Genomic DNA, 26700 nt, shown 5'->3' on the forward strand with positions numbered 1-26700 from the left:
CCCGTAGCTTCCGGGATCCCGCGCTTCCGGGCGGCTTCGGGGTTCCCGGGCTTCCGGACTCCTGGGCTGGGCTTCCGGACTTCCGGCTCCCGGGAACCGGGACCGGGCCGGGGACGGTGTGGCCGTTCAGGGGAAGGGGCGGCCGGTGATCACGGCGGCGACCGTGCTCCCGCGCGGAAAGGCGCGCTCCGCCGCCAGGACGGCCAGTCCATGAAGCAACTTGGCGACATAGAGACGTTCCACGGGCAGTCCGTGGCGCTGCTCGAAGTCCTGTGCGAACGCGTCGAGCGCCGGTGTGGTCCGGGCGTAGCCCCCGAAGTGGAAGCGCTCGTCGAGGCTCCAGACCCCGCGCGGCCCCCCGAACGCCGCGGTCTGCAACGCCCGCACCTCCCCGGCCAGGAAGCCGCCCCGCAGGACGGGGACCCCCAGCGCGCGTTGCCCCGGGCCCAGTCCGGCGGCCAGCCCGGCCAGGGTGCCGCCGGTGCCGCAGGCCACGGCGGCCACGTCCGCGCGGCCGGCGAGCTCCTCGCCGAGCACCGCGCAGCCGCGCACGGCCGCCGCGTTGCTGCCGCCCTCCGGCACCACCAGGGCGTCCTCGACGCCCACGGCCCGGAGCACGTCGGCCAGGGTGTCCGGCTCGGCCTTGCGGCGGTAGGCAGACCGGTCGACGAAGTGCAGCCGCATGCCGTCCGCCGCGCACCGGGCCAGCGAGGGGTTGAGCGGGCGGTCGGCCAGTTCCTGGCCGCGGACCACGCCGACGGTGCGCAGTCCGAGCAGGCGCCCGGCGGCGGCGGTGGCCCGCAGGTGGTTGGAGTACGCGCCGCCGAAGGTGACCACGGTCCGCCCGGCCGCCGTCGCGAGGTTGGGGGCCAGCTTGCGCCACTTGTTGCCGATCAGGTCCGGGTGGATCAGGTCGTCCCGCTTCAGCAGCAGCCGCACGCCGTGCCGCTCGAACCGCTCGTCCACGACCTCCTGCACGGGCGAGGGCAGCCGCGGCCGCAGGCCGTCCGGCCCGGCCGGGGCGGCGGGGCCGACGGCTCCGGGCAGGTCCGCGCTGGTCACGGCGGCATTCTCCCCCGGTGGGTGAGGGGGTGGCCAGGTGGGGCGGTGGGGGAGCGGCCGAAGAGCGGAAGAGCGGACGGGGCGCCGCCCGGGGACCCTGCGAGCGGGCGACGGCCGGGGTTCCCGACCGGATGCGAGGACCGGGTGCGAGGACCGGATTCCAGGGCTGGGTGTGAGGACCGGGTTTCAGGGACCGGCATCCGCGGAGCGGGCGGGCGGCCGGTCCAGGTCGTCTAGGCCGCTACCGGCCGTCTGCTCGGCACCGCCGACGCGGGCGCCTGGGTGCCAGGACCGGGGTCCCACGGGACGGTCCCTGGGCGGAGGAGTTCCGGGAGACGAGGAGTTCCGGGAGACCCGGTGAGCCGCCGCCGCCCGCGCCGGCCGGGAGTAGCCCCACGCCGGGCTTTCCGATCCCGCCGGCCCCGCGGGCCCCCGGCCGGCGCGGGACCACCGGGGGCGCAGGGTGAGGTGCGGGCACCCGCCGCCCATGGAGGCGACGCGCGCCCGAACCCGCACGCGGGAGGCACCGGACGCCCGGACCCGCACGGGAGGCACCGGGTGCCCGGACCTGCCCGGCGCCCCGACCCGCCCGGAAGGCACCGGGCCCCCGGGCCCGCCCGGAGGGCACCGGGCCGCCCGGGCCCGCCGGGCCGGGGGGCCGGTTCCCGGCCTTCTCGCCCGTCACTTCAGGCGGTCGCCGATCCGTTTCCGCATCGACGCCATGGTGAACCCGCGCGGATCCACCTTCCCCGGCTGCCATTCCAGGTGCCCGATCACCGACCGCTCGTTCCAGCCGTGGTGCCGGCACACCGCCGCGGCGGCTCTCTCGATGGCCTCCAACTGCGCCGCCGGCCACGGGTCCTCGCCGTCGCCGAGGTTCTCGCACTCGAAGCCGTAGAAGTGCCGGTTGCCGTCGGTGTTCCGCTCGTTGTCGGGCGGCAGGGTCTTCTTCTCCGCGATCACCGCGCGCAGGACGTCGTCGTCGCCCAGACCGGCGTGGTTGGCCCTGCCGTAGCCGACCAGGTGCACCCGTCCGTCCTTGGTGATGACCCCGTGGCACAGGGGCCCCGGCAGGCCCGCGTACCCCTTGCGGCACAACTCGACCGTTCTCGCACTGCCCTTGGTGACCGTGTGATGGATCATCACGCCGTGCACCGGCCCCCAGGGGCCCTTGTGGTTGCGGTGGTGATCGCGCCAGTCGCCGACCTCGACGACCGTCAGACCCTCCGCCTCGAGAGCGCGCAGGAACGCGCTCGCGGACATGGGTGGGGCCATGACCGCCCTCCTTAGTGCTGCGCGACGGCCGCCCTTCGCGACCGCCTCGTACGTGTGCTTTACCTGTACGGAGGAAGCGGAACCGTTTGTTCGGTCGGTGTGCGAGCCGATCCGGACAGGGCATCGCCACGACGGCGCCCACAAACGGAATGCCCATGGATGCCCAGCCGCGCGGTGATCCATTCCCGCTCATTCGGGTAATGGCGCGGGCACGTTACGTGAGGAAATCTTGGACGCGCAGATCGACGCCCGGCACCGATGGGCGTGGATCACAACTGGGAGGGCAATTCTCTATGTCGGTAGGCGAAGAGGTCCGCACGGAGCAGAGCAGGCCGCAGCAGAGCCTCGGTACGGCGGCCGCGCGGAACCTGGCCACCACGACCAAGTCCGTGCCGCAGATGCAGGAGATCAGCTCGCGCTGGCTGCTCCGCATGCTGCCGTGGGTGGACGTACAGGGCGGCACGTACCGGGTCAACCGGCGTCTGACATACGCCGTGGGGGACGGCCGGCTGACGTTCGTCAAGACCGGCGACCGCGTCGAGATCATCCCCGCGGAGCTGGGCGAGCTGCCCGCGCTGCGGTCGTTCGAGGAGCAGGAGGTGCTGTCCGAGCTGGCGTCCCGCTGCCGGCAGCGGGAGATCGAGCCGGGCCAGGTCGTCGCCTCGTTCGGCAGCCCGGCGGACGAGGTCTACCTGCTGGCCCACGGCCGGGTCGAGAAGATCGGCACCGGGCCCTACGGAAGCGACGAGTCGCTCGGCATCCTCGCCGACGGCGCCTACTTCGGCGAGCAGGCCCTGCTCGACGACGACGCCATCTGGGAGTACACGGCCCGCACCCTCACCGCGTGCACGGTCCTGGTGCTGCCGCGCGAGGCGTTCGACCAGGTCGCCGAGCGGTCCGAGGCCCTGCGCGAGCACCTCCAGGGGCTCCGTTCCATCCCCGGCCAGCGCACCAACAAGTACGGCGAGAAGGCGATCGAACTGGCCGCCGGCCACACCGGCGAGCCCGACATCCCGCACACCTTCGTCGACTACGAGGCCAGCCCCCGCGAGTACGAACTCAGCGTGGCCCAGACGGTGCTGCGCATCCACACCCGCGTGGCCGACCTCTACAACCAGCCGATGAACCAGACGGAACAGCAGATCCGGCTGACCGTCGAGGCGCTGAAGGAGCGTCAGGAACACGAACTGATCAACAACCGCGACTTCGGTCTGCTCCACAACTGCGAGTACGACCAGCGGATCCAGCCCCACGACGGTGTGCCCGGCCCGGACGACATGGACGAACTGCTCAGCCGCCGGCGCGGTACCAAGATGCTGCTCGCCCATCCGCGGGCGATCGCCGCGTTCGGACGCGAGCTGAACAAGCGGGGCCTGGTGCCCGAGACCGTCGACCTCGGCGGCAACCGCATCCCGACCTGGCGCGGCGTCCCCATCTACCCGTGCAACAAGATCCCGGTGACGGAGGCCCGCACCACCTCGATCATCGCCCTGCGAACGGGCGAGGAGGACCAGGGCGTCATCGGGCTGCGGGCCGCCGGACTGCCCGACGAGATCGAGCCGGGGCTGTCCGTGCGCTACATGGGCATCAACGAACAAGCCATCATCAAGTACCTGGTCACGGCCTACCACTCGGCCGCGGTGCTGGTACCGGACGCGCTCGGGGTCCTGGAGAACGTCGAGATCGGCCGTTGGCGGTGACCGCACCGCAACGCCCGGCCCGCCACCCGTGTTCCCGCCCCTCCGGACGGGTACACCGTGGGAGCGGGAACCCGACCGCGGTACCTGCACCACCCTTCGCTGATCCGCCGAGACCAGGGGTGCGTCCATGACGGAGCTCAGGACGGAGACGGAGTACCGTCCCGCCGACGGGCACGAGGCGATGATGCTGCTGGACCGCGCACGGGGGGAGGTCGACCCGGTGCTGCGGGCCGCGGTCGGCAGCCTCCCCGGCTCGATGCGCCGCATCGCGCGCTACCACTTCGGCTGGGAGCACGCGGACGGTTCACCGGCGGCCGGCGGGGCCGGCAAGGCGATCCGCCCCGCACTGGTGCTCGCCGGGGCCTCGGCCCTCGGCGGGCCCGGCGCGCGGGCGGCCGCGGTCCGGGCCGCGGCGGCGGTGGAACTGGTCCACAACTTCACGTTGCTCCACGACGACGTGATGGACCGGGACGCCACCCGCCGCCACCGGCCGACCGCCTGGACGGTGTTCGGTGACTCCGCCGCGATTCTCGCCGGGGACGCCCTCCAGGCGCTCGCCCTCCGGCTGCTGGCCGAGGACGCGCATCCGGCGGCTCCGGCGGCGGCGGCCCGGCTCGCCCAGTGCGTCATCGAACTGTGCGACGGCCAGCACGCGGACACGGCACTGGAAGGGCGCGCCCCGGAGGACGTCACGCTCGACGAGACGCTCCGCATGGCCGAGGCCAAGACGGGGGCGCTGCTGGGCTGCGCCTGTGCCGTGGGCGCGTTGTACGCCGGAGCGCCGGACGCCGACGTCCGTGCGCTGGACGCGTTCGGCCGGGAGGCCGGGCTCGCCTTCCAGCTCATCGACGACGTGATCGGGATATGGGGCGATCCGCGGCGGACCGGCAAGCCGGCCGGGGCGGATCTCGCGGCCCGCAAGAAGTCGCTGCCCGTGGTCGCCGCGCTGACCTCGGGCGGCTCCGCCGCCGGCGAACTCGCCGCGCTGTACGCGGCCCCGCACGCGGAGGAGGACCTGGAACGGATCACCCTGACCGTGGAACGGGCGGGCGGCCGGGACTGGGCGCAGGCCCAGGCGGCCGACCGGATGGCCCGGGCGATGCAGGAACTGGCCCGGGCGGTACCGGATCCGGAGGCCGCGGGCGGACTGCTGGCCCTGGCCGAGTTCGTGACGCGGCGCACCACCTGACGGATCCCCCGGGACACCCCGGGCGCGTGCGGCGCCCCGGGTGTCCCGGGCGGCCGTCGTACCGAGCCCCGGAGCCCGGGGGCGTGCGGACCCTGACCCGCACGGCCGCCGCGGCCCGGGTCAGGCGGGTCCCGCACTTCCCCACGATGTGCGGGGCCCGCGCCGATTTCCGGCCCCCTGCATGACCTTCGGCCCCACGGGCCACTCCGGGCGTTACGCTCAACCCCCTTACAGGTCACGAGTGTTGACGCGAAGGGGTGGGCATGGGCGTGGCGATCCGGACGGCGAGGGAGCAGGACCGGCAACGGGTGGTCCGGCTGCTGGACGCGGCGTTCCAGGACGACCCGGTGAGCAGTTGGGTGTTCCCCGATGAGGAGTACCGCCGGACGACGCACCACCGTCTGATGGCCGCCTTCACCGACATCGTGATGGCCGACGGCCGGATAGACCTCACCGAGGACGGCTCGGCGTGCGCCCTGTGGCTGCCCGTCCCCGCGGACGACCCCGGGGACGGCCCGGCCGAGGAGGACGACGGACCGGCGTCGGTGCGTGAGGCCGTCGACCCGGACAACGAGCGGGTCGAGCTGATCGGGCGGCTGACGGCGGGCATCCACCCCGGCGGACGGGACCACGCGTACCTGTGGATGATCGGTGTGGCGCCTGACCGGCAGGGCGAGGGCCTCGGCACGGCGCTGATGGCGGCGGCCCTCGACCACTGTGACCGCACCGGCCGGCCGGCCTACCTGGAGGCGAGCAGCGCCCGCAGCCGCCGGCTCTACGAGCGCCTGGGCTTCGAGCCGCTGGGGGAACCCCTCTCCCTCCCCGACGGCCCGTACATGTGGCCCATGTGGCGCGAACCGCGAACCGGCCTGCCCGCGTAGGCGGTCCGGCCTTCCTCGGCGGTACCTGCGTAGCCACGTGCGCGTCCGGCTTCACCGGCGGTTCCGGCGCATCCACGTGCGCGTCCGGCTTCGCCTGCGGTACCGGCGTATCCACGCGGGCCGTTCCTCCGTCGCGCGGTACCGGCATGCCGGCGTGGGCCGTCCTCCCCCCGCGCGGCACCGGCGTGTCAGGCCGTTCGGCGTTCCGGCCGGCACCGGCTTCCGTGGATCGCATGGGCGTGGGCCGGCCGCTCCCCGGTGCCGCGAGTCACCCGCCATGCGTCACTCACCATCCACTACCCGCGCCATGCGGCATCCACCATCCACCACCCACCACCCGCCGTCCGACGGCCTCCCGTGCCCTTCGCGGTTCGGGACCTCCGCACCCGAGGGCGCCCGTGGTCGGGGACGTTCGGCCCTGGCAGCCGACCGTGCGCCGCCGCTTCACTGGTCCCGGCAGCACCGTTCGTCGGCGGCCCGAGGCCCCGGCGGACACCGGCGAGGAAACGACAAGGGGCGGGATGAGCGACGCGGTGCGGGACGACGCGGCGGCGGACGTGCGGATCACGGCGGTCGGGCACGCCGACCTGACACCGGGCACCCTGACCCTGGTGGAGTCCGCCCTGGGCAGCCGCCTCGAACGCCTCGTACGGGGACCGGCGGTGGTGCGGTCCGGTGCCGGGGCCGCCCTGGCGTTCGGCCGGGCGGCGCGAGCCGCGGGGCGCCGCCTGGTCGTGGCGATCCCCAGCCGCGGCGGTGTCCCCGCCATGCCGCCCCCGCGCGACCGGACGGCCACCGGTGAACTGCTCACTCTGGCCGACCGGGTGCGGCTCCTGGACTACGACCCGGCCGACCGGGACGCCTGTGTGTGCGCCGACGAACGCCTGGTGGCGGACAGCCACCTGCTCCTCGCGGTGTGGGACGGCTCCTGCTCCGACGGACGGGACGCGACCGCCCATCTGGTGGCCTACGCCCGTGGCCGGGGCGTACCCGTCGAGGTGGTGTGGCCCCGGGGCGCGGCCCGGGAGCCCGGCCCGGCGACCCCGGTCGGCCCGGCACCGGCCCGGCGGTCCCGGCCCCGCCCGCCGTCCTTCCGGCCCGCCGCCCCCGCCTGCCGTCACCTCACCCAGGGACCTTTGGGCCCCGCCTGAGCCGTAGGGAGGGACTGTTCGGCTCATCCGCTGCTTCCGGCGCCCCGTCGATCATGAGTCCGCCCGAATCCGATGGGGAGGACGACGTCCGGTGGACGAGATACGAACGACGCAGGCGACGAGCGCGGTGGACGAGCGGCCCCGCCCGGTGCCTCAGGGGGAGGCACCGGGGGTGGACGGCGCTCCGGGGACCGAGCGCAGGGCCTCGTGGGTGGACTGGCTGACGACCACCGACCACAAGAGGATCGGCACGCTGTACCTGGTCAGCGCGCTCGGCTTCTTCGTCCTCGGCGGGGTGCTGGCCCTGTTCATGCGCGCCGAACTGGCCCGGCCCGGCCTGCAGATCCTCTCCAACGAGCAGTTCAACCAGGCGTTCACCATGCACGGCTCGATCATGCTGCTGATGTTCGCCATGCCGCTGTTCACCGGCTTCGCCAACTGGATCATGCCGCTGCAGATCGGCGCCCCGGACGTGGCGTTCCCCCGGCTGAACATGCTCGCCTTCTGGCTGTTCCTGTTCGGCTCGCTGATCGCCGCCTCCGCGTTCCTGACGCCGGACGGGGCCGCCAGTTTCGGGTGGTTCCTCTACGCGCCGCTCTCCAACGAGGTCTACTCGCCCGGCATCGGCGCCGACCTGTGGATCATGGGGGTGGCCCTGTCCGGGTTCGGTTCGATCCTGGGCGCGGTCAACTTCATCACCACGATCATCTGCATGCGCGCCCCCGGCCTGACGATGTTCCGCATGCCGATCTTCACCTGGAACGTGCTGCTGACGGCCCTGCTGGTGCTGATGGTGTTCCCGGTCCTCGCGGCGGCCCTGTTCGCGCTCGAGTGCGACCGCCGGTTCGGCAGCCACGTCTTCGACGCGGCGAACGGCGGGGCCCTGCTGTGGCAGCACCTGTTCTGGTTCTTCGGCCACCCCGAGGTGTACATCCTCGCGTTGCCGTTCTTCGGCATCGTCTCCGAGGTGATCCCGGTGTTCGCCCGCAAGCCGATGTTCGGCTACATGGGCCTGATCGGGGCGACGATCGCCATCGCCGGCCTCTCGGTGACCGTGTGGGCGCACCACATGTACACCACGGGTGGGGTGTTGCTGCCCTTCTTCTCGTTCATGACGTTCCTGATCGCGGTGCCGACCGGCGTGAAGTTCTTCAACTGGATCGGCACCCTCTGGAAGGGCAGCCTGTCGTTCGAGACCCCGATGCTGTGGACCCTGGGCTTCCTGACGACCTTCGTGTTCGGCGGCCTGACCGGCGTCATCCTGGCCTCACCGCCCATGGACTTCCACCTGACCGACTCCTACTTCGTCGTCGCGCACTTCCACTACACGGTGTTCGGCACGGTGGTCTTCGCGATGTTCGCCGGATTCCACTTCTGGTGGCCCAAGTTCACCGGGAAGATGCTCGACGAGCGGCTCGGCAAGATCTCCTTCTGGACCCTGACCGTGGGCTTCCACCTGACCTTCCTGGTCCAGCACTGGCTGGGCGCGGAGGGGATGCCGCGCCGCTACTCGGACTACCTCGCCGCCGACGGCTTCACCGCCCTGAACACCCTGTCCACCATCGGGTCGTTCCTGCTCGGCCTGTCGCTGCTGCCGTTCTTCTACAACGTGTGGAAGACCGCCAAGTACGGCAAGCCGGTCGGCGTCGACGACCCGTGGGGCTGGGGCCGGTCGCTGGAGTGGGCCACCTCGTGCCCGCCTCCGCGGCACAACTTCACCTCGCTCCCGCAGATCCGCAGCGAATCCCCGGCGTTCGACCTCCACCACCCGGAGGTCACCGCGGCGGCGACGGCGAGGTGAGCCGTGGCGCACTCCGTTCTCGCCCTGGGCTGTGCCGTGGTGACCGCATCCGGCTGCGTCTGGTACCTGCCGGCCCTCGTCGACCTGCGCGCCGGCCCCGACCGGCCGCCCTCCCGCCGGACCGCCGCCCTCGCCACCCTGACCGGGTGGGCCACGCTCGGCGGCGCCGCCCTGCTGCTCCTGACGGCCACGGCATGGTGGCCGGCGGCCACGGTGACCGCCACCGGGGTCGTGGCCACCGGCGCGCTGCGGCTGTGCGCGGCAGTGCGCCGGGCGGGTGAGGCGCGGGAGGCGGCGGGCCAGTGGGCGCGGCTGGGCCAGGGCCCCCTTCCGCCCGCGCGCCGGCGGACGTCCCGCGCGGTCGTCGCCGCCCTCGTCGCGACGGCCCTGCTCACCGCGGGTACGGTGGTGGCCGTCGGCCTGTCGGCCACCCTGCCGACGGGGCCGGACGGCGGCACGTGGTGGCCGGTGACGGCGACCGCGGTCCCGGCTCTGATCGTCACCCTCCTCCTGACGTCCGCCGTCCGTCACGTCCGGGACGGCGGCAGCCGGGAAGGCCCGGGCGGCAGTGGCAGTGGCAGTGGCAGCGGCAGCGGCTGACGGCGCGGAGCCCTCCCGTACGGCCCGCCGTCCCGCCTGCCGTGCGGGCACCGCCCGTCCCGCCTGCGGTGCGGGCACCGCCGTCCGTCGCGGCGCACTGCTTCCGGACGGCGCGAAGGGGCCCGCCCGCATCGGCGGACGGACCCCTTCGTGAACCCGAGACCCACGAGGCCCCACCGGCCGGACGGGGTCACGACCGACGGCCGGATCAGGCCCTCCTCGGCTCCGTGTTCAGCCAGGAGCGCCACGGCTGCTGCCCCTCTGCCGGTTGGCGATCTTCACGGAGAAGGCGTCGCGGGCTGGCGTGCGGCCCGGGGTGTCCACCTGATCGAGCCCGCGACCGCCGCTCTCAGGACCGCGACCGTCGCTCTCAGGCCCGCGACCGTCGCTCTCAGGCCCGCGACCGCCGGTCTCGGGGTCGCGACCGTCGCTCTCGGGGTCGCCCTCGGCCACGGGAACGCCGTCATCACACCGCGGACCCGCGCCCACCGGTGGCAGGGCGAAGAAGACCGCACCCGGACCGTCAGGGACGCCGTGGTGGGCGGCCCGCGGACCGGGTGCGGACAGGGTGACCAGGCGACCGAAGGAAGCGCAGGTCAGGGGGTATGACCCGAGATCAGGCCTTCTTGGTCTCCCAGAAGATCTTGTCGATCTGGGCGATGTAGTCGAGGGCCTTCTGGCCGGTCGCCGGGTCGGTGGACGCCTTGGCGGCGGACAGCGCCTTCAGGGTGTCGTTGACGAGCTGGTGCAGCTCCGGGTACTTCTCGAAGTGCGGGGGCTTGAAGTAGTCGCTCCACAGCACGGAGACGTGGTGCTTGGCCAGCTCGGCACGCTGCTCCTTGATGACGGTGGCGCGCGCCTGGAAGTGCGGGTCGTCGTTGCCGGCCATCTTCTCCTGGACGGCCTTCACGGACTCCGCCTCGATGCGGGCCTGGGCAGGGTCGTACACGCCGCAGGGCAGGTCGCAGTGGGCGCTGACCTTGACCTTGGGGGCAAACAGGCGGGAAAGCATGGAGCATTCCTTCCTCGTGATCGTCTTCTCACACTGGACATTACTCCGTGGCCGAGGGCTTTTGGCGGGTGCCCCCGCGGGCTTAGGACAAAAGTCCGGGGTGAGACTGGGAGTGATGGAGGAAGAGACCGGGGAGGTGCCGGAGGATGCCGGAGCCGTTGCGGGACGCCGAGCGGTCGGGGGCGCCGCTGCCCTTCGGGGTGGCCGAGGTGACGGGGCCGTCCATGGTCCCCACGCTGCACCACGGGGACCGGCTCCTGGTCCACTACGGGGCGCGGGTCCGGCCGGGTGACGTGGTGGTGCTGCGCCACCCGTTCCAGCAGGACCTGCTGGTCGTCAAGCGGGCCGTCGAACGGCGCGAGGGCGGCTGGTGGGTGCGCGGGGACAACACCTACGCGGGCGGCGACAGCACCGACTACGGGACGGTGCCCGACGAGCTGGTGCTCGGCAGGGTGCGCCTGCGGTACCGGCCGCGCGGGACCGGTCAGCGCTCGCCGCTGGCGCTCGCGGGCTGGGCGCTCTCGGCGGCCCGGCCCGTGCTGTCCGCCCGCGTGCCCTCCAGGCGCTTGCGGGCGCGGTAGGCGGCCACGTTGGCGCGCGTCGCGCAGCGGTCGGAGCAGTAGCGGCGGGAGCGGTTGGTGGAGGTGTCCAGGTAGGCGTTGCGGCACGGCGGAGCCTCGCACAGGCCGAGCCGGTCCACTCCGTACTCCGTGAGGTGGAAGGCCAGGCCCATCGCGGCGATGGCGGCATACCCGGCGGTCGCGTTGGACGGGTGGTCGGCCAGGTGCATGTGCCACAGCGGGCGTCCGTCGTCGTCCCGCACGTCGTGTCCGGAGATCTGCGGGCTGACCGGGAACTCCAGCAGCAGCGAGTTCAGCAGGTCCACGGCGAGGGTCTCGTCGCCGTCGTCCGCCGCCTCGAAGACCGAGCGGAGCCGCCCACGGACGGAGCGGAAGCGGGTCAGGTCGGCCTCGGTCGCGCGGCGGGCCGCGGACTGGTTGGTCCCGAACAGGCCCCGGATCGCGTCGACGGAGGTCAGCGTGTCCTTCCCCCGGGCCGGCTCCTCGGTGTTGACGAGCCGGACGGCGAAATCCGAGTAATAGGCCAGTTCCACTTGTAGTCCTTACGGCGGAGCTCTAGGGTCGTGCCTGCGGTCAGGTAACGGACGATCGTGCCTTCAGGGTATTACGTGACGGATGCGAGGAGGGGCTCGATGACGGACACACCCACCGCCGCCACCGACTGGCGGGCCTGGCAGGAGAGCTGGGACCGGCAGCAGGAGTGGTACATGCCCGACCGTGAGGAGCGGTTCCGGGTCATGCTCGACATGGTGGAGGCCCTCGTCGGCACCTCGCCGCGCGTCCTGGACCTGGCGTGCGGCACCGGCAGCATCACCGCCCGGCTGCTCGACCGGTTCCCCGGAGCCACCAGCACCGGCGTCGACCTCGACCCCGCGCTGCTGGCGATCGCCGAGGGCACCTTCGCAGGCGACGACCGGGTCACCTTCGTCACGGCCGACCTCAAGGACCCCGACTGGCCGGCCGGACTGCCGCACGACACCTACGACGCCGTCCTCACCGCGACCGCCCTCCACTGGCTCCACCGGGAACCCCTCGCCGACCTCTACGGACACCTCGCGGACCTGGTGCGCGACGGCGGCGTCTTCATGAACGCCGACCACATGATCGACGAGACGACGCCCCGGATCAACGCGGCCGAACGTGCCCTGCGGCACGCGCGCATGGATCAGGCCAGGCGGGACGGCGCCCTGGACTGGGCCGAATGGTGGCAGCTCGCCGCGAAGGACCCGGTCCTCGCCGGTCCCACCGCCCGCCGCTTCGAGATCTACGGGGAGCACGCCGAGGGGGACACGCCCTCGGCCGAGTGGCACGCGCGCACCCTGCGGGACAAGGGCTTCACCGAGACCCGCCCGGTGTGGTGCTCGCCCTCGGACACCCTGCTGCTCGCGCTGAAGTGAGCGGCCGGGCCGGCCGGTGAACGCGGAAGGGGCGGTACGGAGATCCGTACCGCCCCTCGCGCCGTGCGCGACCGGCCTCGCCGTCGCGGGCTCCGCATCTGCTGTGCGGGTCTGCGCTCGCCGTGCGGGTCCGCGCTTGCCGTGCGGCGCCGCGGGTCGTGCGCGTCCGTCCGTTCGCGGTCGGTCCTAGAAGACCTTGGACAGGAACGACTTCGTGCGCTCGTGCTGCGGGTCGGTCAGCACGTCCCGCGGGTTGCCGGACTCGACGACCACGCCGCCGTCCATGAAGACCAGGCTGTCGCCCACCTCGCGGGCGAAGCCCATCTCGTGGGTGACCACGACCATGGTCATGCCCGACTCGGCGAGGTCGCGCATGACGTCGAGGACGTCACCCACCAGCTCCGGGTCGAGCGCCGACGTCGGCTCGTCGAACAGCATCAGCTTGGGCTCCATGGCCAGCGCCCGGGCGATGGCCACCCGCTGCTGCTGGCCGCCGGAGAGCTGCGAGGGGTAGTTCCTGGCCTTGTCGCCGAGCCCCACGCGCTCCAGGAGCTGCATCGCGCGCTCCTTGGCCTCCGCCTTGTTGGCGCCCCTGACCTGCACCGGCGCCTCGATGACGTTCTCCAGCGCGGTCATGTGCGGGAACAGGTTGAAGCGCTGGAACACCATGCCGATGTCCCGGCGGTTGAGCGCGACCTCGCTGTCCTTGAGCTCGTAGAGCTTGTCGCCCTTCTGGCGGTAGCCGACCAGCTCGCCGTCGACGTAGAGGCGGCCGGCGTTGATCTTCTCCAGGTGGTTGATGCACCGCAGGAAGGTCGACTTGCCGGAGCCGGAGGGTCCGATGAGGCAGAACACCTCACCGCACTTGACCTCCAGATCGATCCCCTTGAGGACCTCGACGGCGCCGAAGGACTTGTGGACGCCCTCCGCCTTGACCATCGGGACACTCGGGTCCCGCTGGGGCGTCGGCGCGGACGACTGCTTCTTCTGGATCATGCCTGGCCTCCGTTCGGGCGGCCGAGGGACAGCAGGTTCGCCTTGACCTTCTGCAGGGGCGTGGGCGGCAGCTGCCGGGTGGAACCGCGGGCGTAGTGGCGCTCCAGGTAGTACTGGCCGACGCTGAAGACCGACGTCAGCAGCAGGTACCAGGCAGCGGCTAGGAACAGCATCTCGGCCGGGGAACCGGAGGTCTGGCCGATGTCCTGCGCCACGCGGAGCAGTTCGGAGAACTGCACCACGGACACCAGCGAGGTCGTCTTCAGCATGTTGATGACCTCGTTGCCGGTGGGCGGCACGATCACGCGCATGGCCTGCGGGATGACGATCCGGCGCAGGGTCTTCGCGTGGCTCATGCCCAGCGCGTGCGACGCCTCGGTCTGGCCCTCGTCCACCGAGAGCAGACCCGCACGGCAGATCTCCGCCATGTACGCGGCCTCGTTGAGGCCGAGGCCCAGCAGCGCCGTCAGGAGCGGGGTCATGAAGTCCGACCACTCGTCCCGGTAGAACGGCCCGAGGTTGATGTACTCGAACACCAGCCCCAGGTTGAACCAGACGATCAGCTGCACCAGGACCGGCGTACCGCGGAAGAACCAGATGTAGAACCAGGCGATCGCCGACGTCACCGGGTTCCTCGACAGCCGCATGACGGCCAGGATCACGCCGCCGACGATGCCGATCGCCATGGCCAGCACGGTCAGCAACAGGGTGTTGCCGACACCGGCGATGATGCGGTCGTTGAAGAAGTAGTCCGGGATGGCGCCCCAGTTGATCTTGCCCTGGGAGAACGCGTAGACGATGCTGCCCAGCAGGACCAGGGCGATGACGGCGGTGACGTACCGCCCGTAGTGCCGGACCGGAATGGCCTTGATGGCCTCCGGACCGGCCGGGGGCTTCCCGTCCGGTCCCGTCGTCTTGTCGATGTCAACAGTCACGGGTAGTGCCTTTCAGTGCCGCTCGCTCGCGGTCACTTGCCACCGTTGATGGTGGCTTCCTTGATCGCGCCGTCCGTGACGCCCCACTTCTCCAGGATCTTCTGGTACTCGCCGTTCTCGATGATGGCGTCCAGCGCGGCCTTGAGGGCGTCCCGCAGTTCGGTGTTGTTCTTGGCGACCGCGATGCCGTACGGCGCCGCCTCGACCTGCTCGCCGACGATCTGGAAGTCGTTGCCGCCGCCGGAGGTCTTCACGGCGTAGGCCGCCACCGGGAAGTCGGAGGAACCGGCGTCCGCGCCGCCCGCGCGCAGGCGGGTCTGGGCCTGCTGGTCGTTGTCGAAGCGCTCGATGGTGAGCTTCTTGTCGGCGGGGCACTTCTTCGCCTCGGCCTTGGCGAGGTCCTCGGAGACGGTGCCGCGCTGCAGCACGATCTTCTTGCCGCACAGGTCGGACCAGTCCTTGATGCCCTGGTCGTCGCCCTTCTTGGTGTAGATCGACACGCCGGCCGTGAAGTAGTCGACGAAGTCGACGCCCTCACCGACCTTCTTGCCGGTCGCGGGGTCGACACCGTTCTGACGGTCCGCGTTGTCCGTCATCGCGGACATGGCGATGTCGTAGCGCTTGGAGCGCAGACCCGTGATCAGGGTGTCGAAGGTGCCGTTCTCGAACTCGAACGTCACACCGAGCTGCTTGCCCATGGCCGCGGCGATGTCGGGGTCGATGCCGACGACCTTGCCGGAGCTGTCCTTGAACTCGACCGGAGCGTAGGCGATGTCCGACCCGACCTTGATGACGCCCTTGTCGCGGATCGACTGGGGCAGCTCGTCGGCCAGCGGGGCGGTGCTGGTCTTGGTGTCGCCGCTGCTGGAGCCGTTGTCCTTGGTCTGGTCACCGCAGCCGGTGAGAAGCAGTGCGCCTGCGACCGCGATCGCGCCGACCGCGGCAGTCCGGGAGCGCGCGGCGGTGGTACGACGGGTGGTGCTTGCGGTCATGGTGGTTCCTCCGGCGGATGGGTGGAGTGCCGATGGGGTCGAGGCCGTCGCCGATGGGCATCGACGACGCCGCAGGTCGAGAACAACACACGTCTTCGAGTGTCGCGACCCCGTGTGATTACGGCATCTTGCCATTCGGACTGGGCCATTCAGGGGGCCAGCCATGTCAAAATCGGATAACGGGTCACACTCGAACCGCACCACTCCGGTACAACACGGCCGGACAGTCTGCGGGAATCTTTCATTCCGGCCGGAAGATCTTCGGTGCAACGGGAGATCGGGAGGCGGGCCCCGCCTCGTTTGGCGCCCCGCGACCGGTTGCCGCTTGTTTGTCCAGGTCTTGTCCTGAAATCAGTCGATGAATCCCGGCGCCGGTCTGTGACCTTCGCGTTATGGACTCGTCCTCGGTGGCGTCCGTCCGGTAAGAAGGTTCTTTACACCCCTCATCCGGGGCTCAGGGCGCGTGTGCGGCGCGCCCGTCGCGCCCGGCCCGTACGTATCCACCATCGGGCCTTGCGCGGCCCTGCCCACCCCTCACCAGGAGTGGCAAACCCTCAAACCATGAACAATTAAGGGGTAAAACCTAGTGGCAGCGGAGATTGTCAATCCTCGCAGCGACAGCGAAAGCCGGGACGGGCAGAACGAGGAGGGTTCAGGGGCGGAGCCCCTGGAGTCCTTCGACCCGGCGTTCGCGCTGCACCGCGGCGGCAAGATGGCTGTGCAGGCCACCGTGCCGATCCGCGACAAGGACGATCTGTCCCTGGCGTACACGCCCGGCGTCGCGAAGGTGTGCAGCGCGATCGCCGAGCAGCCGGACCTCGTCCACGACTACACCTGGAAGTCGTCCGTCGTCGCCGTCGTGACCGACGGGACGGCCGTGCTCGGGCTCGGCGACATCGGTCCCGAGGCCTCCCTCCCGGTGATGGAGGGCAAGGCGATCCTGTTCAAGCAGTTCGGCGGTGTGGACGCCGTTCCCATCGCACTGAACTGCACCGACGTCGACGAGATCGTCGAGACCGTGGTCCGGATGGCCCCCTCCTTCGGCGGGGTCAACCTGGAGGACATCTCGGCGCCCCGGTGCTTCGAGATCGAGCGCCGGCTGCAGGAGCGCCTGGACATCCCGATCTTCCACGACGACCAGCACGGCACGGCCGTCGTGACGCTGGCGGCCCTGCGCAACGCCGCGCGGCTCAGCGGGCGCCCCCTCGGCGACCTGCGGGCCGTCATCTCGGGCGCCGGCGCGGCGGGTGTCGCGATCGCGAAGATGCTGATCGAGGCCGGCATCGGGGACGTCGCGGTCGCCGACCGCAAGGGCGTCGTCTCCCGGGACCGGGACGACCTCACGCCGATCAAGGCGGAGGTGGCCTCGTTCACCAACAAGGCCGGCATCTCCGGCACGCTGGAGGACGCCCTGGAGGGCGCCGACGTGTTCATCGGCGTGTCCGGCGGCACGGTGGCGGAGCCCGCGGTGGCGTCGATGGCGCAGGGCGCGTTCGTCTTCGCCATGGCCAACCCCAACCCGGAGGTCCACCCGGAGGTCGCGCACAAGTACGCGGCCGTGGTGGCCACCGGGCGCTCGGACTTCCCGAACCAGATCAACAACGTGCTGGCGTTCCCGGGCATCTTCGCCGGGGCCCTGCAGGTGCGCGCCTCGCGCATCACCGAGGGCATGAAGCTCGCGGCCGCCGAGGCGCTGGCGTCGGTGGTCGGTGACGACCTCGCCGCCGACTACGTCATCCCGTCGCCGTTCGACGAGCGGGTCGCGCCCGCCGTGACGGCGGCGGTGGCGGCGGCCGCGCGGGCCGAGGGAGTGGCCCGCCGCTGACGCGCCCCGGCGTGCACGGTCGAGAGAGCGAGATCGGCCCCGTCCCGGGTGGACGGGGCCGATCGCCGTCTCCGGCGGGTGCTCCGGACGGGTGCTCCGGGCGGGTGCCGTCTCTCCGGTCGGCGGCTGGGCCGACCGGGTGGTCCCGGGTCGCGCGCGGCGGGCCGGGGGCGGCTGTGGCGCCGACCGGGGCGCCGGCCGGGGCGCCGGCCCGGACGGCGGCCGGGGCGGGCGCCGGGCGCACCGCCCGGCGGGGCACACGGACCGCACGCCCGGCAGGGCACACGCACCGCACACCCGGCCGCCCCTGTCGGCGCAACAGGGCGTGTCTCACAACGCGGGGCTGTTCCTTCAGTGCCCCGCGGACCCTAGGGTCAAGGTCATGTTCGCTGTCTACGCCGCCCGAATCGACCGCGACCAGCCGCTCTCCGGTCTGGAGTCGGGAGAGCGCCCGGCTCCCGAGGCCCGTCCAGGCTGGAGCACCGTCACGGTCAAGGCCGCCTCCCTCAACCATCACGACCTGTGGTCCCTGCGCGGCGTCGGTCTCACCGACGACAAGCTGCCGATGATCCTCGGCTGCGACGCCGCCGGGATCGACGAGGACGGCAACGAGGTCGTCCTGCACTCGGTGATCGGGCAGACCGGTCACGGGGTGGGCCCGAAGGAGCCCCGGTCGATCCTGACCGAGCGCTACCAGGGAACCTTTGCCGAGCAGGTCGCCGTGCCCACCTGGAACGTGCTGCCCAAGCCCAAGGAGCTCTCCTTCGAGGAGGCCGCCTGTCTGCCCACCGCCTGGCTGACCGCGTACCGGATGCTGTTCACCAACGCCGGGGTCCGGCCCGGTGATTCGGTGCTGGTGCAGGGCGCGGGCGGGGGAGTCGCCACGGCCGCGATCGTGCTCGGCAAGGCCGCCGGGCTGCGGGTCTTCGCCACCAGCCGGGACGAGGCCAAGCGCAAGCGGGCGGTGGAACTGGGTGCGGTGGAGGCGCTGGAGTCCGGTGCGCGGCTCCCGCAGCGGGTGGACGCCGTCATCGAGACCGTGGGTGCCGCGACCTGGTCCCACTCGGTGAAGTCGCTGCGGCCCGGCGGCACCCTGGTGATCTCCGGTGCCACCAGTGGTGACCGGCCCTCCCACGCCGAACTGACCCGGATCTTCTTCCTGGAGCTCAAGGTCGTCGGGTCCACCATGGGCACCAAGGACGAGTTGGAGGACCTGCTCGCGTTCTGCGCCGCCACGGGGGTGCGTCCGGTGATCGACGAGGTCCTGCCCATGGACCGGGCCCGGGAGGGCTTCGAACGCATGGCGTCCGGCGACCAGTTCGGGAAGATCGTGCTCACCGCCCCCTGATCCCCGCACGGAGCCGCCCCGGTGCCGCACTACCGCTCGTCACGGCCGGCCCGGCTCCTCCGGGCCGGCCGTCGGCGTTCTCCGCATCGGCGTGGTGGGATGCCTCCCCGGCTGTCAACTTCGGTTGACATGGCTGAGGTGTCAACGTAAGTTGACAGTATGAGTGAGGCAACCGATCTGGCCGCGCGGGCCGGTGACCGCGATCCGAGGGTGGGGCTGCGGGCCGTCGCCGCGCTGCGTCGCCTGCTGGAGCAACTGGAGGCCGTCCAGGTGCGCAACGCCCGCAACCAGGGCTGGTCGTGGCAGGAGATCGCCGGCGAGCTCGGCGTCAGCAGGCAGGCCGTGCACAAGAAATACGGGAGGCATTGATGTTCGAACGGTTCACGAAGGATGCCCGCGCCGTGGTCAAGGAGGCGGTCCGGCAGAGCGAGGAGGCGGGGGCGTCGGCCGTCACCGCCGAGCACCTCCTGCTCGCCCTGCTGGAGCGGGAGGGCAGCCGGGGTTCCTTCGCGCTGAGCGCTCTCGCGCCGGCGGCGAGCAGGGAGTCGGTGCGGGCGGCGCTGGAGGAGGCGCGACGCCGGGCGGGGCTCACCCAGGCCGAGACGGAAGCCCTCGCCGGGCTGGGGATCGACGTGTCGGAGATCGTGGCCCGGGTGGAGGACGCGCACGGCGTCGGGGCGATGTCCGGTGACCGGCGGGGCCGTGGGCGGCGGTCGGGGCACCGGCCCTTCGCCCGGGACGCCAAGGAGGCCCTCACGGGTGCGCTGCGAGCCGCCACCGCCCACCGCGACCGCGCCATCGGCGACGAGCACCTGCTCCTCGCGCTGACCGCGCGCCCCGGCGTGCCCGCCGAGGTGCTCGCCGACCACGGGGTGACCTACGCGTCCCTGACCCGGGTGCTGTACGGGGGCGGCGAGGCCAAAGCGGGCTGAGGCGGACCGACGGACACGGGCTGACGGACACGGACTGACACCTGCTGATCCGGGCCGGGGCGGGCCGAGGCGGGCGCCCGGCCCCGGCGGGCCGGGCCGCTGCCGTCCCGTCAGCTCCGGGGGCTGCGCAGCAGGGCCCCGATGTGGGCCGCTGCCGTCGAGAGGTGGCGGCGGGTGTCCCGGAGCTGGTCCTCGGTGATCCCGTGGTCGCGGGCCGCGTCGCGGATGTCGTCCCGGAAGCGGTCCAGCAGCCGGTCCAGGTCCCGGCCGGGATCACCGGTGGTCTCCGTCGCCCCCTCGTGGACCCACGGCGGGGTGTAGGTGGCGGGGAAGTCCTCCGGGGTGTCGGAGTACGCCGGCCGGTCCGCCGGCGGAACGTCGCTCTCCTTGCCGAACCCGAAGTCCTTGCCCAGATCCCTGCCGAGGTCCTTGCCGAGGTCGCCCATCTCCTTGGCCAGCTCGGTCAGGCCCTCACGCAGCCCCGTCGGCCAGTCGCCCCGGGAGAAGTGACCCTGCACCTGCTCCTGGACGCGGCGCGCGATGCGCTGCACCTCTTCCTGGGCCTGCTCCCTGGCACGGTCCTGCGCCTCCTTCGCCTGGCGCCGGGCCCGCTGGGCCTCCTCCCGGGCGCGGCGGCTCTCGTCCTTGGCCCGGCGGGCCTGCTCCCGCCACTCCTGCTTGGCGCGGCGCATCTCCTCCTTGGCGGCGCGCCACGCCTCCGAGTCGCCCAGGCCCGGGAAGTCCGCGAACGGGGCGTCCTCCTGGCCGCCCGGGGACGCGCCCTGGCGGGCCTTGTTCGCTGCTGCCCGCACCTCGCGCCGCAGGGCGCCCGCCGCACCCCGGACGTCCGCCTGGATCTCGGCGGCCAGTTCCGCGACCGACTCGCGGATCTCCAGCTCCAGGTCGGCCAGTTCGCCGCTGCGGTCGGCCAGTTCGGCGCGGCCGGCATCCGTGATGGAGTAGACCTTGCGGCCACCCTCGGTGGTGTGGGTGACCAGGCCCTCCGCCTCCAGCTTGGCCAGGCGCGGGTAGACGGTGCCCGCCGAGGGCGCGTACAGCCCCTGGAAGCGTTCCTCGAGGAGGCGGATCACCTCGTAGCCGTGGCGCGGTGCCTCGTCCAGCAGCTTCAGCAGGTAGAGGCGGAGGCGTCCGTGGGCGAAGACGGGGGGCATGTCAGAGCACCTTCTTCTCGGTGGGGCCGTCGGCCGAGCCGTCGGTCGGAGCGTCGCCGGGTGCGGGAGCCGGGGCGTCACCGGCGTCCCCGCCGTCCGGAGGGGCGGCGTCCCCCGGCGCGCCCTCCTCGTCCGCGCCGGGACGCCGCAGCAGGGCGATGGACCCGGAGACGGTGGTGGCCCGCAGCTTGCCCGTGCCCGCGCCGAGCCGCCCGGTGATCTTGTGGGCGCCCCACTGGCCCTGTACCCGCAGGTCGTCGAAGGCGTTGGAGACGGCGCCGCTCGCCGTGTTCGCCTCGACGTCGGCGTCCGCCGGGTCGGGGAGGCGGATCGCGATCTCGCCCGAGACGCTGGTCAGGCCGACGTCGGTGGGGCCGTGGGGATCGAGGTCCACGATCATCGAGCCGCTGACCGAGTCGGCCCGGACGGAGGGGCCCGAGCCCTCGACGACGGTGAGATCGCCGGAGACGGAGTTGAACCGCAGGTCGCCGGTGACGGCCTGGGCCTCCAGGTTGCCGGAGACGGTGTCCGCGCGGACCGGGCCGGAGAGCGAGACCAGGGTCGTGTCGCCCGTGACGCCCTTCACCGCGGCCGGGCCCCGGATGCCCGAGACGACGGCGGAGGCACCGACCACACCCACCTCGATCCGGGCCTGCGCCGGGACCGCCAGGGAGACCACCGCGTGCCGGCGCCGGCCCTTGCGGTCCAGCAGCTTCAGGAAGCCCTTCCAGGGCAGGTCCTCGTACGCCACGGTCAGGGTGCCGCCCTGCTGGGTGACGACCAGGGGCGGTCCCTCGATCTCCGAGACCTGGAGCCGAGCGGAACCTTCCTCGGTGCCCACGACGTTCACCGTTCCGTTGACGATGCGGACGCGGAGCTCACTCACGGGCTCGTCGAAGGTGAGTTTCGCGGGCTCCGCGACGGACCACTCGGACATGGTGGGGCCTCCTGTGTACGCGCCATATCGCGTCTTACGTGATTCACGATATATCGCGCCCTGGGGGAATGCCAAGACACTCGTCCGGGTGATCCGTGGTCGCTGGCCGCTTGGCCGCTTGGCCACTTGATCGCTTGAGCGCTCCGACCGGAGCGGGAAAGGGAGGGAAGCGGCGCCACGCGGTGCGTCGGCGGGCGCGGGCACGGCCGAGCGCGTGTGAGCGCATCCATAGAGGCGCAGCGGCGCAGGCGGCCCAGGTGGCGCAGGTGGCGCAGGCGCAGCGTGCACAGCCGCGCGCGAGCGTTCGTCCAGGCACAGACGGCTCGATCAGGGCGCCCGAGGCCCGTCGACTGGCAGCGCCGGGCGGCGCACCATCAGCCGGTGCGGCACAGCACCCGTCCGAGCAGCGCCGTGAACCCCGTGCGGTACAACACCCACATCCGCGCAGCGCCGTGAACCCGGTGCGGCGCGGCGTAGGTCCGCGCAGCGCACCGACAACCGGCGCGGCGCGCATCGATCGGTGCCCGCCGCGCGGTCCGCGGGCGGGCACCGTAGTTCAGGAGGGCCCAGGGCCCCGCCGTCTACTCGTCGTCCTCGTCGTCCAGCCGGGCCAGCCAGGTGGCCAGGCGCTCCACCGGGACCTCGAAGTCGGGATTCAGGTCGACGAAGGTCCGCAGCTGCTCAGCGAGCCACTCGAAGGAGACCTCCTCCTCGCCGCGCCGCTTCTCCAGTTCCTCGATGCCACGGTCCGTGAAGTACATGAGGACAAGGATAGGACGAGGACGACCAGGAAAAACGGCTGGGCCGCACCCCCCGGAAGGAGGGTGCGGCCCAGCCGTGAAGCGGCCCGTGAGGGCGAGGGACTAGGCCTCGAACACCTCGCGCACCAGCTGCTCCTGCTCGGCCTGGTGGCGCTTGGCGGAGCCCACCGCGGGCGACGAGCTGTGCGGACGCGAGATGCGGCGCAGGCGCTCGTCGTGCGGCACGTCGGCGCCGACGGCCAGGTCGAGGTGGTCGATCAGGTTGAGCGCGATGAACGGCCAGGCACCCTGGTTCGCCGGCTCCTCCTGGGCCCACAGGTACTTCTCGGCGTTCGGGTACTTCTTGATCTCCGCCTGGAGCTCGGCACCCGGCAGCGGGTACAGGCGCTCGATGCGGATGATCGCGGTGTCCGTCGCGCCGCGCTTCTTCCGCTCGGCGTCGAGGTCGTAGTAGACCTTGCCGGAGCAGAAGACGACCTTCTTGACCGTGGCCGGGTCGACGGTGTCGTCGCCGATGACCGGGCGGAACTGGCCCGAGGTGAACTCCTCCGCCTTCGAGGCCGCGGCCTTCAGGCGCAGCATCGACTTCGGGGTGAAGACGACCAGCGGCTTGTGGTGCGGGTTGTGCACCTGCCACCGCAGGAGGTGGAAGTAGTTCGACGGGGACGTCGGCATGGCGACCGTCATGTTGTTCTGCGCGCAGAGCTGCAGGAACCGCTCCGGGCGGGCCGAGGAGTGGTCCGGGCCCTGGCCCTCGTAGCCGTGCGGCAGGAGCAGGACCACGCCGGAGGTCTGGGCCCACTTCTGCTCGGCCGAGGAGATGAACTCGTCCACGACCGTCTGCGCGCCGTTGACGAAGTCGCCGAACTGCGCCTCCCACATCACCAGCGCGTCGGGGCGGGCGAGCGAGTAGCCGTACTCGAAGCCCATCGCCGCGTACTCGGAGAGCAGGGAGTTGTAGACGTTGAGCCGCGCCTGGTCCTCGGAGAGGTACTGCAGCGGCGTGTACTCCTCGCCGGTGCTGCGGTCGATGATGACCGCGTGGCGCTGGCCGAAGGTGCCGCGCTGGGAGTCCTGGCCCGCCAGGCGGACCGGCACGCCCTCCAGGAGCAGCGAACCGATGGCGAGGGTCTCGCCCATGCCCCAGTCGATGGTGCCGTCCTCGACCATCGTGGCCCGGCGCTGCAGCTGCGGCAGCAGGCGCGGGTGCACGGTGATGTGGTCGGGGACGTTGACCTGGGAGGCGGCGATCCGCTTGACGACCTCCGAGGACACCGCGGTGTTCACGGCGACCGGGAACTCGGCCTGCGGGTCGGAGGCGATCTCGGAGGAGGGCTGCGCGGTGGCCTCGCGGACCTCCGTGAAGACCTTCTCCAGCTGGCCCTGGTAGTCCTGCAGCGCCTGCTCGGCCTCTTCCAGGGTGATGTCGCCGCGACCGATGAGCGACTCGGTGTAGAGCTTGCGCACCGAGCGCTTCTTGTCGATCAGGTCGTACATCAGCGGCTGGGTGAAGGCCGGGTTGTCGGACTCGTTGTGACCGCGGCGGCGGTAGCAGATGAGGTCGATCACCACGTCCTTGTTGAACGCCTGGCGGAACTCGAAGGCGAGCCGCGCCACGCGCACGACGGCCTCGGGGTCGTCGCCGTTGACGTGGAAGATCGGGGCCTCGATCATGCGGGCCACGTCCGTCGCGTACATGGAGGAACGCGAGGACTCCGGGGCCGCGGTGAAGCCGACCTGGTTGTTGATGACGATGTGGACCGTGCCGCCGGTGCGGTAGCCGCGCAGCTGCGACATGTTCAGGGTCTCGGCCACGACGCCCTGGCCCGCGAAGGCCGCGTCGCCGTGCAGCGCCACCGGCAGGACCGTGAAGTCCGTGCCGCCCTTGTTGATGATGTCCTGCTTGGCGCGTGCGACGCCCTCCAGGACCGGGTCCACCGCCTCCAGGTGGGAGGGGTTGGCGACCAGGGAGACCTTGATCTGCTCGCCGTCGAGGCCGGTGAAGGTCCCCTCGGCGCCCAGGTGGTACTTCACGTCGCCGGAGCCGTGCATCGACTTCGGGTCGAGGTTGCCCTCGAACTCGCGGAAGATCTGCGCGTAGGACTTGCCGACCACGTTGGCCAGCACGTTCAGCCGGCCGCGGTGGGCCATGCCGATGACGACCTCGTCCAGCCGGGACTCGGCGGCCGAGTCCAGCACCGCGTCCAGCAGCGGGATGACGGACTCGCCGCCCTCCAGGCTGAAGCGCTTCTGGCCGACGTACTTGGTCTGCAGGAACGTCTCGAACGCCTCGGCGGCGTTCAGGCGGCGCAGGATGCGCAGCTGCTCCTCACGCTCCGGCTTGGTGTGCGAGCGCTCGATGCGGTCCTGGATCCACTTGCGCTGCTTGGGGTCCTGGATGTGCATGAACTCGACGCCGGTGGTGCGGCAGTACGAGTCGCGCAGCACGCCGAGGATGTCGCGCAGCTTCATCAGGGTCTTGCCGGCGAAGCCGCCGACCGCGAACTCGCGCTCCAGGTCCCACAGGGTGAGCCCGTGCTCGGTGATGTCCAGGTCGGGGTGCTTGCGCTGGCGGTACTCCAGCGGGTCGGTGTCGGCCATGACGTGGCCGCGGACCCGGTAGGAGTGGATCAGCTCGAAGACCCGGGCGGCCTTGGTGACGTCGTCGTCGTGCGAGGCGTCGATGTCCTTGAGCCAGCGGACCGGCTCGTAGGGGATGCGCAGCGCCTCGAAGATCTCGTCGTAGAAGCCGTTCTCGCCGAGCAGCAGGTTCGCCACGTTGCGCAGGAACTCGCCGGAGGCGGCGCCCTGGATCACCCGGTGGTCGTAGGTCGACGTGAGCGTCATGACCTTGGAGATGCCGAGCTTGTTCAGGGTGTCCTGGCTGGTGCCCTGGAACTCCGCCGGGTAGTCCATCGAGCCGACGCCGAGGATCACCGACTGGCCGGGCATCAGGCGCGGCACGGAGTGGACGGTGCCGAGGCCGCCGGGGTTGGTCAGCGAGACCGTGACGCCGGTGAAGTCGTCCATCGTGAGCTTGTTGTCACGGGCACGTCGGACGATGTCCTCGTAGGCCTGCCAGAACTCGAAGAAGTTCATGGTCTCGGCCTTCTTGATCGCCGCGACGACGAGCTGGCGGTCGCCGTTGGGCTTCACCAGGTCGATGGCGAGACCGAGGTTGATGTGCTCCGGCTTCACCAGGGTCGGCTTGCCGTCCACCCGCGCGAACGAGTAGTTCATCGACGGCATGGCCTTGATCGCCTGCACCATGGCGTAGCCGATGAGGTGCGTGAAGGAGATCTTCCCGCCGCGGGCGCGCTTGAGGTGGTTGTTGATGACGATGCGGTTGTCGAACAGCAGCTTCACCGGCAGCGCGCGCACGGACGTGGCCGTCGGCAGCTCCAGCGAGGCGTCCATGTTCTTGGCCACGGCGGCGGACGGGCCGCGCAGGGTGACCTGCTCGGGCCCCTGCTTCGCGTCGGTGTCCTCGGCGGCCTTGCCGTTCTTGCCGTCCTTCGCTCCGCCGGCGGCGGGCGCCGGCTTGGCCGGGGCGGGCGCGGGCTTCGCGGCGGGGGCGGCCTTCGCCGGGGCGGACGCCTGGGCCGGGGCCTTCGCGGGGGCGGGCGGGGCCGGGGCGGCGGGGGGCTTCGCGGCGGGGGCCTGCGCGGCCGGCTTGGCCGGGGCGGTCGCGTTCGCGCCCTGGGACGCCGCGGCCGTGCTGCTCACCGGGGCCGAGGTCGCGGGCGCGCCCGGCTTGTAGTCCGCGAAGAAGTCCCACCAGGCTCGGTCCACCGAGTTCGGATCCTGGAGGTACTGCTGATAGATCTCGTCGACGAGCCACTCGTTGGCACCGAAGGCCGCCGCGGGGTTCTTCCCGGATTGGTCGGTGTCGGACGTGGGGTTTCCGCCCGGCCGGAGGCTGGGGGAGCTCGAGTTACTGGGGGACTGTGGCGACACGGCGTCAACCGCCCTCTTCCGCTTCACAAGATGATGGACAGCGGGAATCAAGGCTACGCCCCTGAACGCGAGAAGGTCAGGTCGGGCCCGTGCAACGTCGTGGAAGTCACATCAAGGAGGGTGTTTCACCGCGGGAAATGGCGGGAAACAAGCGTGGTTCCGCTTTATCGGCCCTGGTCGGGGGCAGGTCGGCATC

General features: G+C 71.8%; 22 protein-coding genes and 1 pseudogene. 12 read left to right on the forward strand and 11 right to left on the reverse strand.

Features of this window, described 5'->3' with window-relative positions; all coding sequences use genetic code 11:
• Window positions 1–126 precede the first annotated feature (126 nt).
• Complete coding sequence (locus AB0F01_RS09200; RefSeq protein ID WP_362091597.1) at window positions 127–1062, reverse strand: pyridoxal-phosphate dependent enzyme; 936 nt, start codon at window positions 1060–1062, stop codon at window positions 127–129.
• Between the two features lie 681 nt (window positions 1063–1743).
• Window positions 1744–2337 carry an N-acetylmuramoyl-L-alanine amidase gene (locus AB0F01_RS09205; protein WP_362091600.1) on the reverse strand — a complete coding sequence of 198 codons (594 nt, stop codon included), beginning with the start codon at window positions 2335–2337 and terminating at the stop codon, window positions 1744–1746.
• Between the two features lie 293 nt (window positions 2338–2630).
• Here AB0F01_RS09205 and AB0F01_RS09210 point away from each other — a divergent pair, with 293 nt between their 5' ends.
• From AB0F01_RS09210 to AB0F01_RS09235, 6 genes and pseudogenes are all read left to right on the forward strand, one after another.
• A complete protein-coding gene (locus tag AB0F01_RS09210; RefSeq protein ID WP_362091602.1) occupies window positions 2631–4037 on the forward strand; it encodes a family 2B encapsulin nanocompartment shell protein in 1407 nt (468 codons plus the stop codon).
• 127 nt (window positions 4038–4164) lie between these two features.
• The gene (locus AB0F01_RS09215) at window positions 4165–5226 is read left to right on the forward strand and encodes a family 2 encapsulin nanocompartment cargo protein polyprenyl transferase (protein ID WP_362091605.1); all 1062 of its coding nucleotides are present in this window, start codon (window positions 4165–4167) and stop codon (window positions 5224–5226) included.
• A gap of 263 nt (window positions 5227–5489) precedes the next feature.
• Window positions 5490–6107 (forward strand): GNAT family N-acetyltransferase, encoded by a 618-nt coding sequence (locus AB0F01_RS09220; RefSeq protein WP_362091608.1) that lies wholly within the window; start codon window positions 5490–5492, stop codon window positions 6105–6107.
• 521 nt (window positions 6108–6628) lie between these two features.
• Window positions 6629–7132 (forward strand): annotated as a pseudogene (locus AB0F01_RS09225) (hypothetical protein); the annotation flags it as partial.
• A 298-nt stretch (window positions 7133–7430) separates the two neighbouring features.
• Window positions 7431–9059, forward strand: coding sequence for a cytochrome c oxidase subunit I (gene ctaD, locus AB0F01_RS09230; RefSeq protein ID WP_362092555.1), 1629 nt, complete (start codon window positions 7431–7433; stop codon window positions 9057–9059).
• Window positions 9060–9062: 3 nt separating this feature from the next.
• Window positions 9063–9659, forward strand: a complete 597-nt coding sequence (locus AB0F01_RS09235) for a hypothetical protein (protein WP_362091611.1) — start codon at window positions 9063–9065, stop codon at window positions 9657–9659.
• A 616-nt stretch (window positions 9660–10275) separates the two neighbouring features.
• Here the strand turns inward: AB0F01_RS09235 and sodN are convergent.
• A complete protein-coding gene (gene sodN, locus AB0F01_RS09240; protein WP_004983535.1) occupies window positions 10276–10671 on the reverse strand; it encodes a superoxide dismutase, Ni in 396 nt (131 codons plus the stop codon).
• Window positions 10672–10817: 146 nt separating this feature from the next.
• Between sodN and sodX the strand changes: the two genes are divergently transcribed.
• Entirely contained in the window at window positions 10818–11252 is a 435-nt protein-coding gene (sodX, locus tag AB0F01_RS09245; RefSeq protein ID WP_362091614.1) for a nickel-type superoxide dismutase maturation protease, read from the forward strand.
• Here sodX and AB0F01_RS09250 read toward each other — a convergent pair.
• Window positions 11156–11785 (reverse strand): CGNR zinc finger domain-containing protein, encoded by a 630-nt coding sequence (locus tag AB0F01_RS09250; RefSeq protein ID WP_362091617.1) that lies wholly within the window; start codon window positions 11783–11785, stop codon window positions 11156–11158. The genes sodX and AB0F01_RS09250 overlap by 97 nt on opposite strands.
• 99 nt (window positions 11786–11884) lie before the next feature.
• Here AB0F01_RS09250 and AB0F01_RS09255 point away from each other — a divergent pair, with 99 nt between their 5' ends.
• Window positions 11885–12649 carry a class I SAM-dependent methyltransferase gene (locus AB0F01_RS09255; RefSeq protein WP_362091620.1) on the forward strand — a complete coding sequence of 255 codons (765 nt, stop codon included), beginning with the start codon at window positions 11885–11887 and terminating at the stop codon, window positions 12647–12649.
• 186 nt (window positions 12650–12835) lie between these two features.
• Here the strand turns inward: AB0F01_RS09255 and AB0F01_RS09260 are convergent, their stop codons facing one another.
• The 3 genes from AB0F01_RS09260 to AB0F01_RS09270 are packed head-to-tail and all read right to left on the reverse strand — an operon-like array spanning window position 12836 to window position 15572.
• Window positions 12836–13588, reverse strand: a complete 753-nt coding sequence (locus tag AB0F01_RS09260; RefSeq protein ID WP_362092558.1) for an amino acid ABC transporter ATP-binding protein — start codon at window positions 13586–13588, stop codon at window positions 12836–12838.
• Window positions 13589–13641: 53 nt separating this feature from the next.
• Entirely contained in the window at window positions 13642–14580 is a 939-nt protein-coding gene (locus tag AB0F01_RS09265) for an amino acid ABC transporter permease (RefSeq protein ID WP_362091623.1), read from the reverse strand.
• Window positions 14581–14612: 32 nt separating this feature from the next.
• Window positions 14613–15572 carry an ABC transporter substrate-binding protein gene (locus AB0F01_RS09270; RefSeq protein ID WP_362091626.1) on the reverse strand — a complete coding sequence of 320 codons (960 nt, stop codon included), beginning with the start codon at window positions 15570–15572 and terminating at the stop codon, window positions 14613–14615.
• Between the two features lie 586 nt (window positions 15573–16158).
• Between AB0F01_RS09270 and AB0F01_RS09275 the strand changes: the two genes are divergently transcribed.
• From AB0F01_RS09275 to AB0F01_RS09290, 4 genes are all read left to right on the forward strand, one after another.
• On the forward strand, window positions 16159–17397 hold the full coding sequence (locus AB0F01_RS09275) for an NADP-dependent malic enzyme (protein ID WP_362091629.1): 1239 nt from the start codon (window positions 16159–16161) through the stop codon (window positions 17395–17397).
• Window positions 17398–17779: 382 nt separating this feature from the next.
• Window positions 17780–18745, forward strand: coding sequence for a zinc-binding dehydrogenase (locus tag AB0F01_RS09280; RefSeq protein ID WP_362091631.1), 966 nt, complete (start codon window positions 17780–17782; stop codon window positions 18743–18745).
• Between the two features lie 159 nt (window positions 18746–18904).
• Entirely contained in the window at window positions 18905–19114 is a 210-nt protein-coding gene (locus tag AB0F01_RS09285) for an HTH domain-containing protein (protein WP_164336527.1), read from the forward strand.
• A complete protein-coding gene (locus AB0F01_RS09290) occupies window positions 19114–19677 on the forward strand; it encodes a Clp protease N-terminal domain-containing protein (protein ID WP_362091635.1) in 564 nt (187 codons plus the stop codon). The genes AB0F01_RS09285 and AB0F01_RS09290 overlap by 1 nt, the downstream gene beginning before the upstream one ends.
• A 110-nt stretch (window positions 19678–19787) precedes the next feature.
• Here the strand turns inward: AB0F01_RS09290 and AB0F01_RS09295 are convergent, their stop codons facing one another.
• The 4 genes from AB0F01_RS09295 to AB0F01_RS09310 all read right to left on the reverse strand — a co-directional run bounded on the left by AB0F01_RS09295 (window position 19788) and on the right by AB0F01_RS09310 (window position 26504).
• Complete coding sequence (locus tag AB0F01_RS09295; RefSeq protein WP_362091638.1) at window positions 19788–20849, reverse strand: helix-turn-helix transcriptional regulator; 1062 nt, start codon at window positions 20847–20849, stop codon at window positions 19788–19790.
• Window position 20850: 1 nt separating this feature from the next.
• Window positions 20851–21786: a DUF4097 family beta strand repeat-containing protein gene (locus AB0F01_RS09300; RefSeq protein ID WP_362091641.1), complete on the reverse strand. Its 936-nt coding sequence runs from the start codon at window positions 21784–21786 to the stop codon at window positions 20851–20853.
• 581 nt (window positions 21787–22367) lie between these two features.
• Window positions 22368–22547 carry a DUF6104 family protein gene (locus tag AB0F01_RS09305; protein ID WP_018544467.1) on the reverse strand — a complete coding sequence of 60 codons (180 nt, stop codon included), beginning with the start codon at window positions 22545–22547 and terminating at the stop codon, window positions 22368–22370.
• 102 nt (window positions 22548–22649) lie between these two features.
• Window positions 22650–26504 (reverse strand): multifunctional oxoglutarate decarboxylase/oxoglutarate dehydrogenase thiamine pyrophosphate-binding subunit/dihydrolipoyllysine-residue succinyltransferase subunit, encoded by a 3855-nt coding sequence (locus AB0F01_RS09310; protein ID WP_362091643.1) that lies wholly within the window; start codon window positions 26502–26504, stop codon window positions 22650–22652.
• Window positions 26505–26700 lie beyond the last annotated feature (196 nt).

The organism is Streptomyces sp. NPDC029526, assembly GCF_040637405.1.
Lineage (GTDB): Bacteria > Actinomycetota > Actinomycetes > Streptomycetales > Streptomycetaceae > Streptomyces.

Coding starts and splice junctions, on each gene's coding strand:
- AB0F01_RS09205 (WP_362091600.1), bottom strand. CDS start 2,337: ATGGCCCCACCCATGTCCGCGAGCGCGTTCCTGCGCGCTCTCGAGGCG.
- AB0F01_RS09210 (WP_362091602.1), top strand. CDS start 2,631: ATGTCGGTAGGCGAAGAGGTCCGCACGGAGCAGAGCAGGCCGCAGCAG.
- AB0F01_RS09215 (WP_362091605.1), top strand. CDS start 4,165: ATGACGGAGCTCAGGACGGAGACGGAGTACCGTCCCGCCGACGGGCAC.
- AB0F01_RS09220 (WP_362091608.1), top strand. CDS start 5,490: ATGGGCGTGGCGATCCGGACGGCGAGGGAGCAGGACCGGCAACGGGTG.
- sodN (WP_004983535.1), bottom strand. CDS start 10,671: ATGCTTTCCCGCCTGTTTGCCCCCAAGGTCAAGGTCAGCGCCCACTGC.
- sodX (WP_362091614.1), top strand. CDS start 10,818: ATGCCGGAGCCGTTGCGGGACGCCGAGCGGTCGGGGGCGCCGCTGCCC.
- AB0F01_RS09255 (WP_362091620.1), top strand. CDS start 11,885: ATGACGGACACACCCACCGCCGCCACCGACTGGCGGGCCTGGCAGGAG.
- AB0F01_RS09260 (WP_362092558.1), bottom strand. CDS start 13,588: ATGGTCAAGGCGGAGGGCGTCCACAAGTCCTTCGGCGCCGTCGAGGTC.
- AB0F01_RS09270 (WP_362091626.1), bottom strand. CDS start 15,572: ATGACCGCAAGCACCACCCGTCGTACCACCGCCGCGCGCTCCCGGACT.
- AB0F01_RS09280 (WP_362091631.1), top strand. CDS start 17,780: ATGTTCGCTGTCTACGCCGCCCGAATCGACCGCGACCAGCCGCTCTCC.
- AB0F01_RS09285 (WP_164336527.1), top strand. CDS start 18,905: ATGAGTGAGGCAACCGATCTGGCCGCGCGGGCCGGTGACCGCGATCCG.
- AB0F01_RS09290 (WP_362091635.1), top strand. CDS start 19,114: ATGTTCGAACGGTTCACGAAGGATGCCCGCGCCGTGGTCAAGGAGGCG.
- AB0F01_RS09295 (WP_362091638.1), bottom strand. CDS start 20,849: ATGCCCCCCGTCTTCGCCCACGGACGCCTCCGCCTCTACCTGCTGAAG.
- AB0F01_RS09300 (WP_362091641.1), bottom strand. CDS start 21,786: ATGTCCGAGTGGTCCGTCGCGGAGCCCGCGAAACTCACCTTCGACGAG.
- AB0F01_RS09305 (WP_018544467.1), bottom strand. CDS start 22,547: ATGTACTTCACGGACCGTGGCATCGAGGAACTGGAGAAGCGGCGCGGC.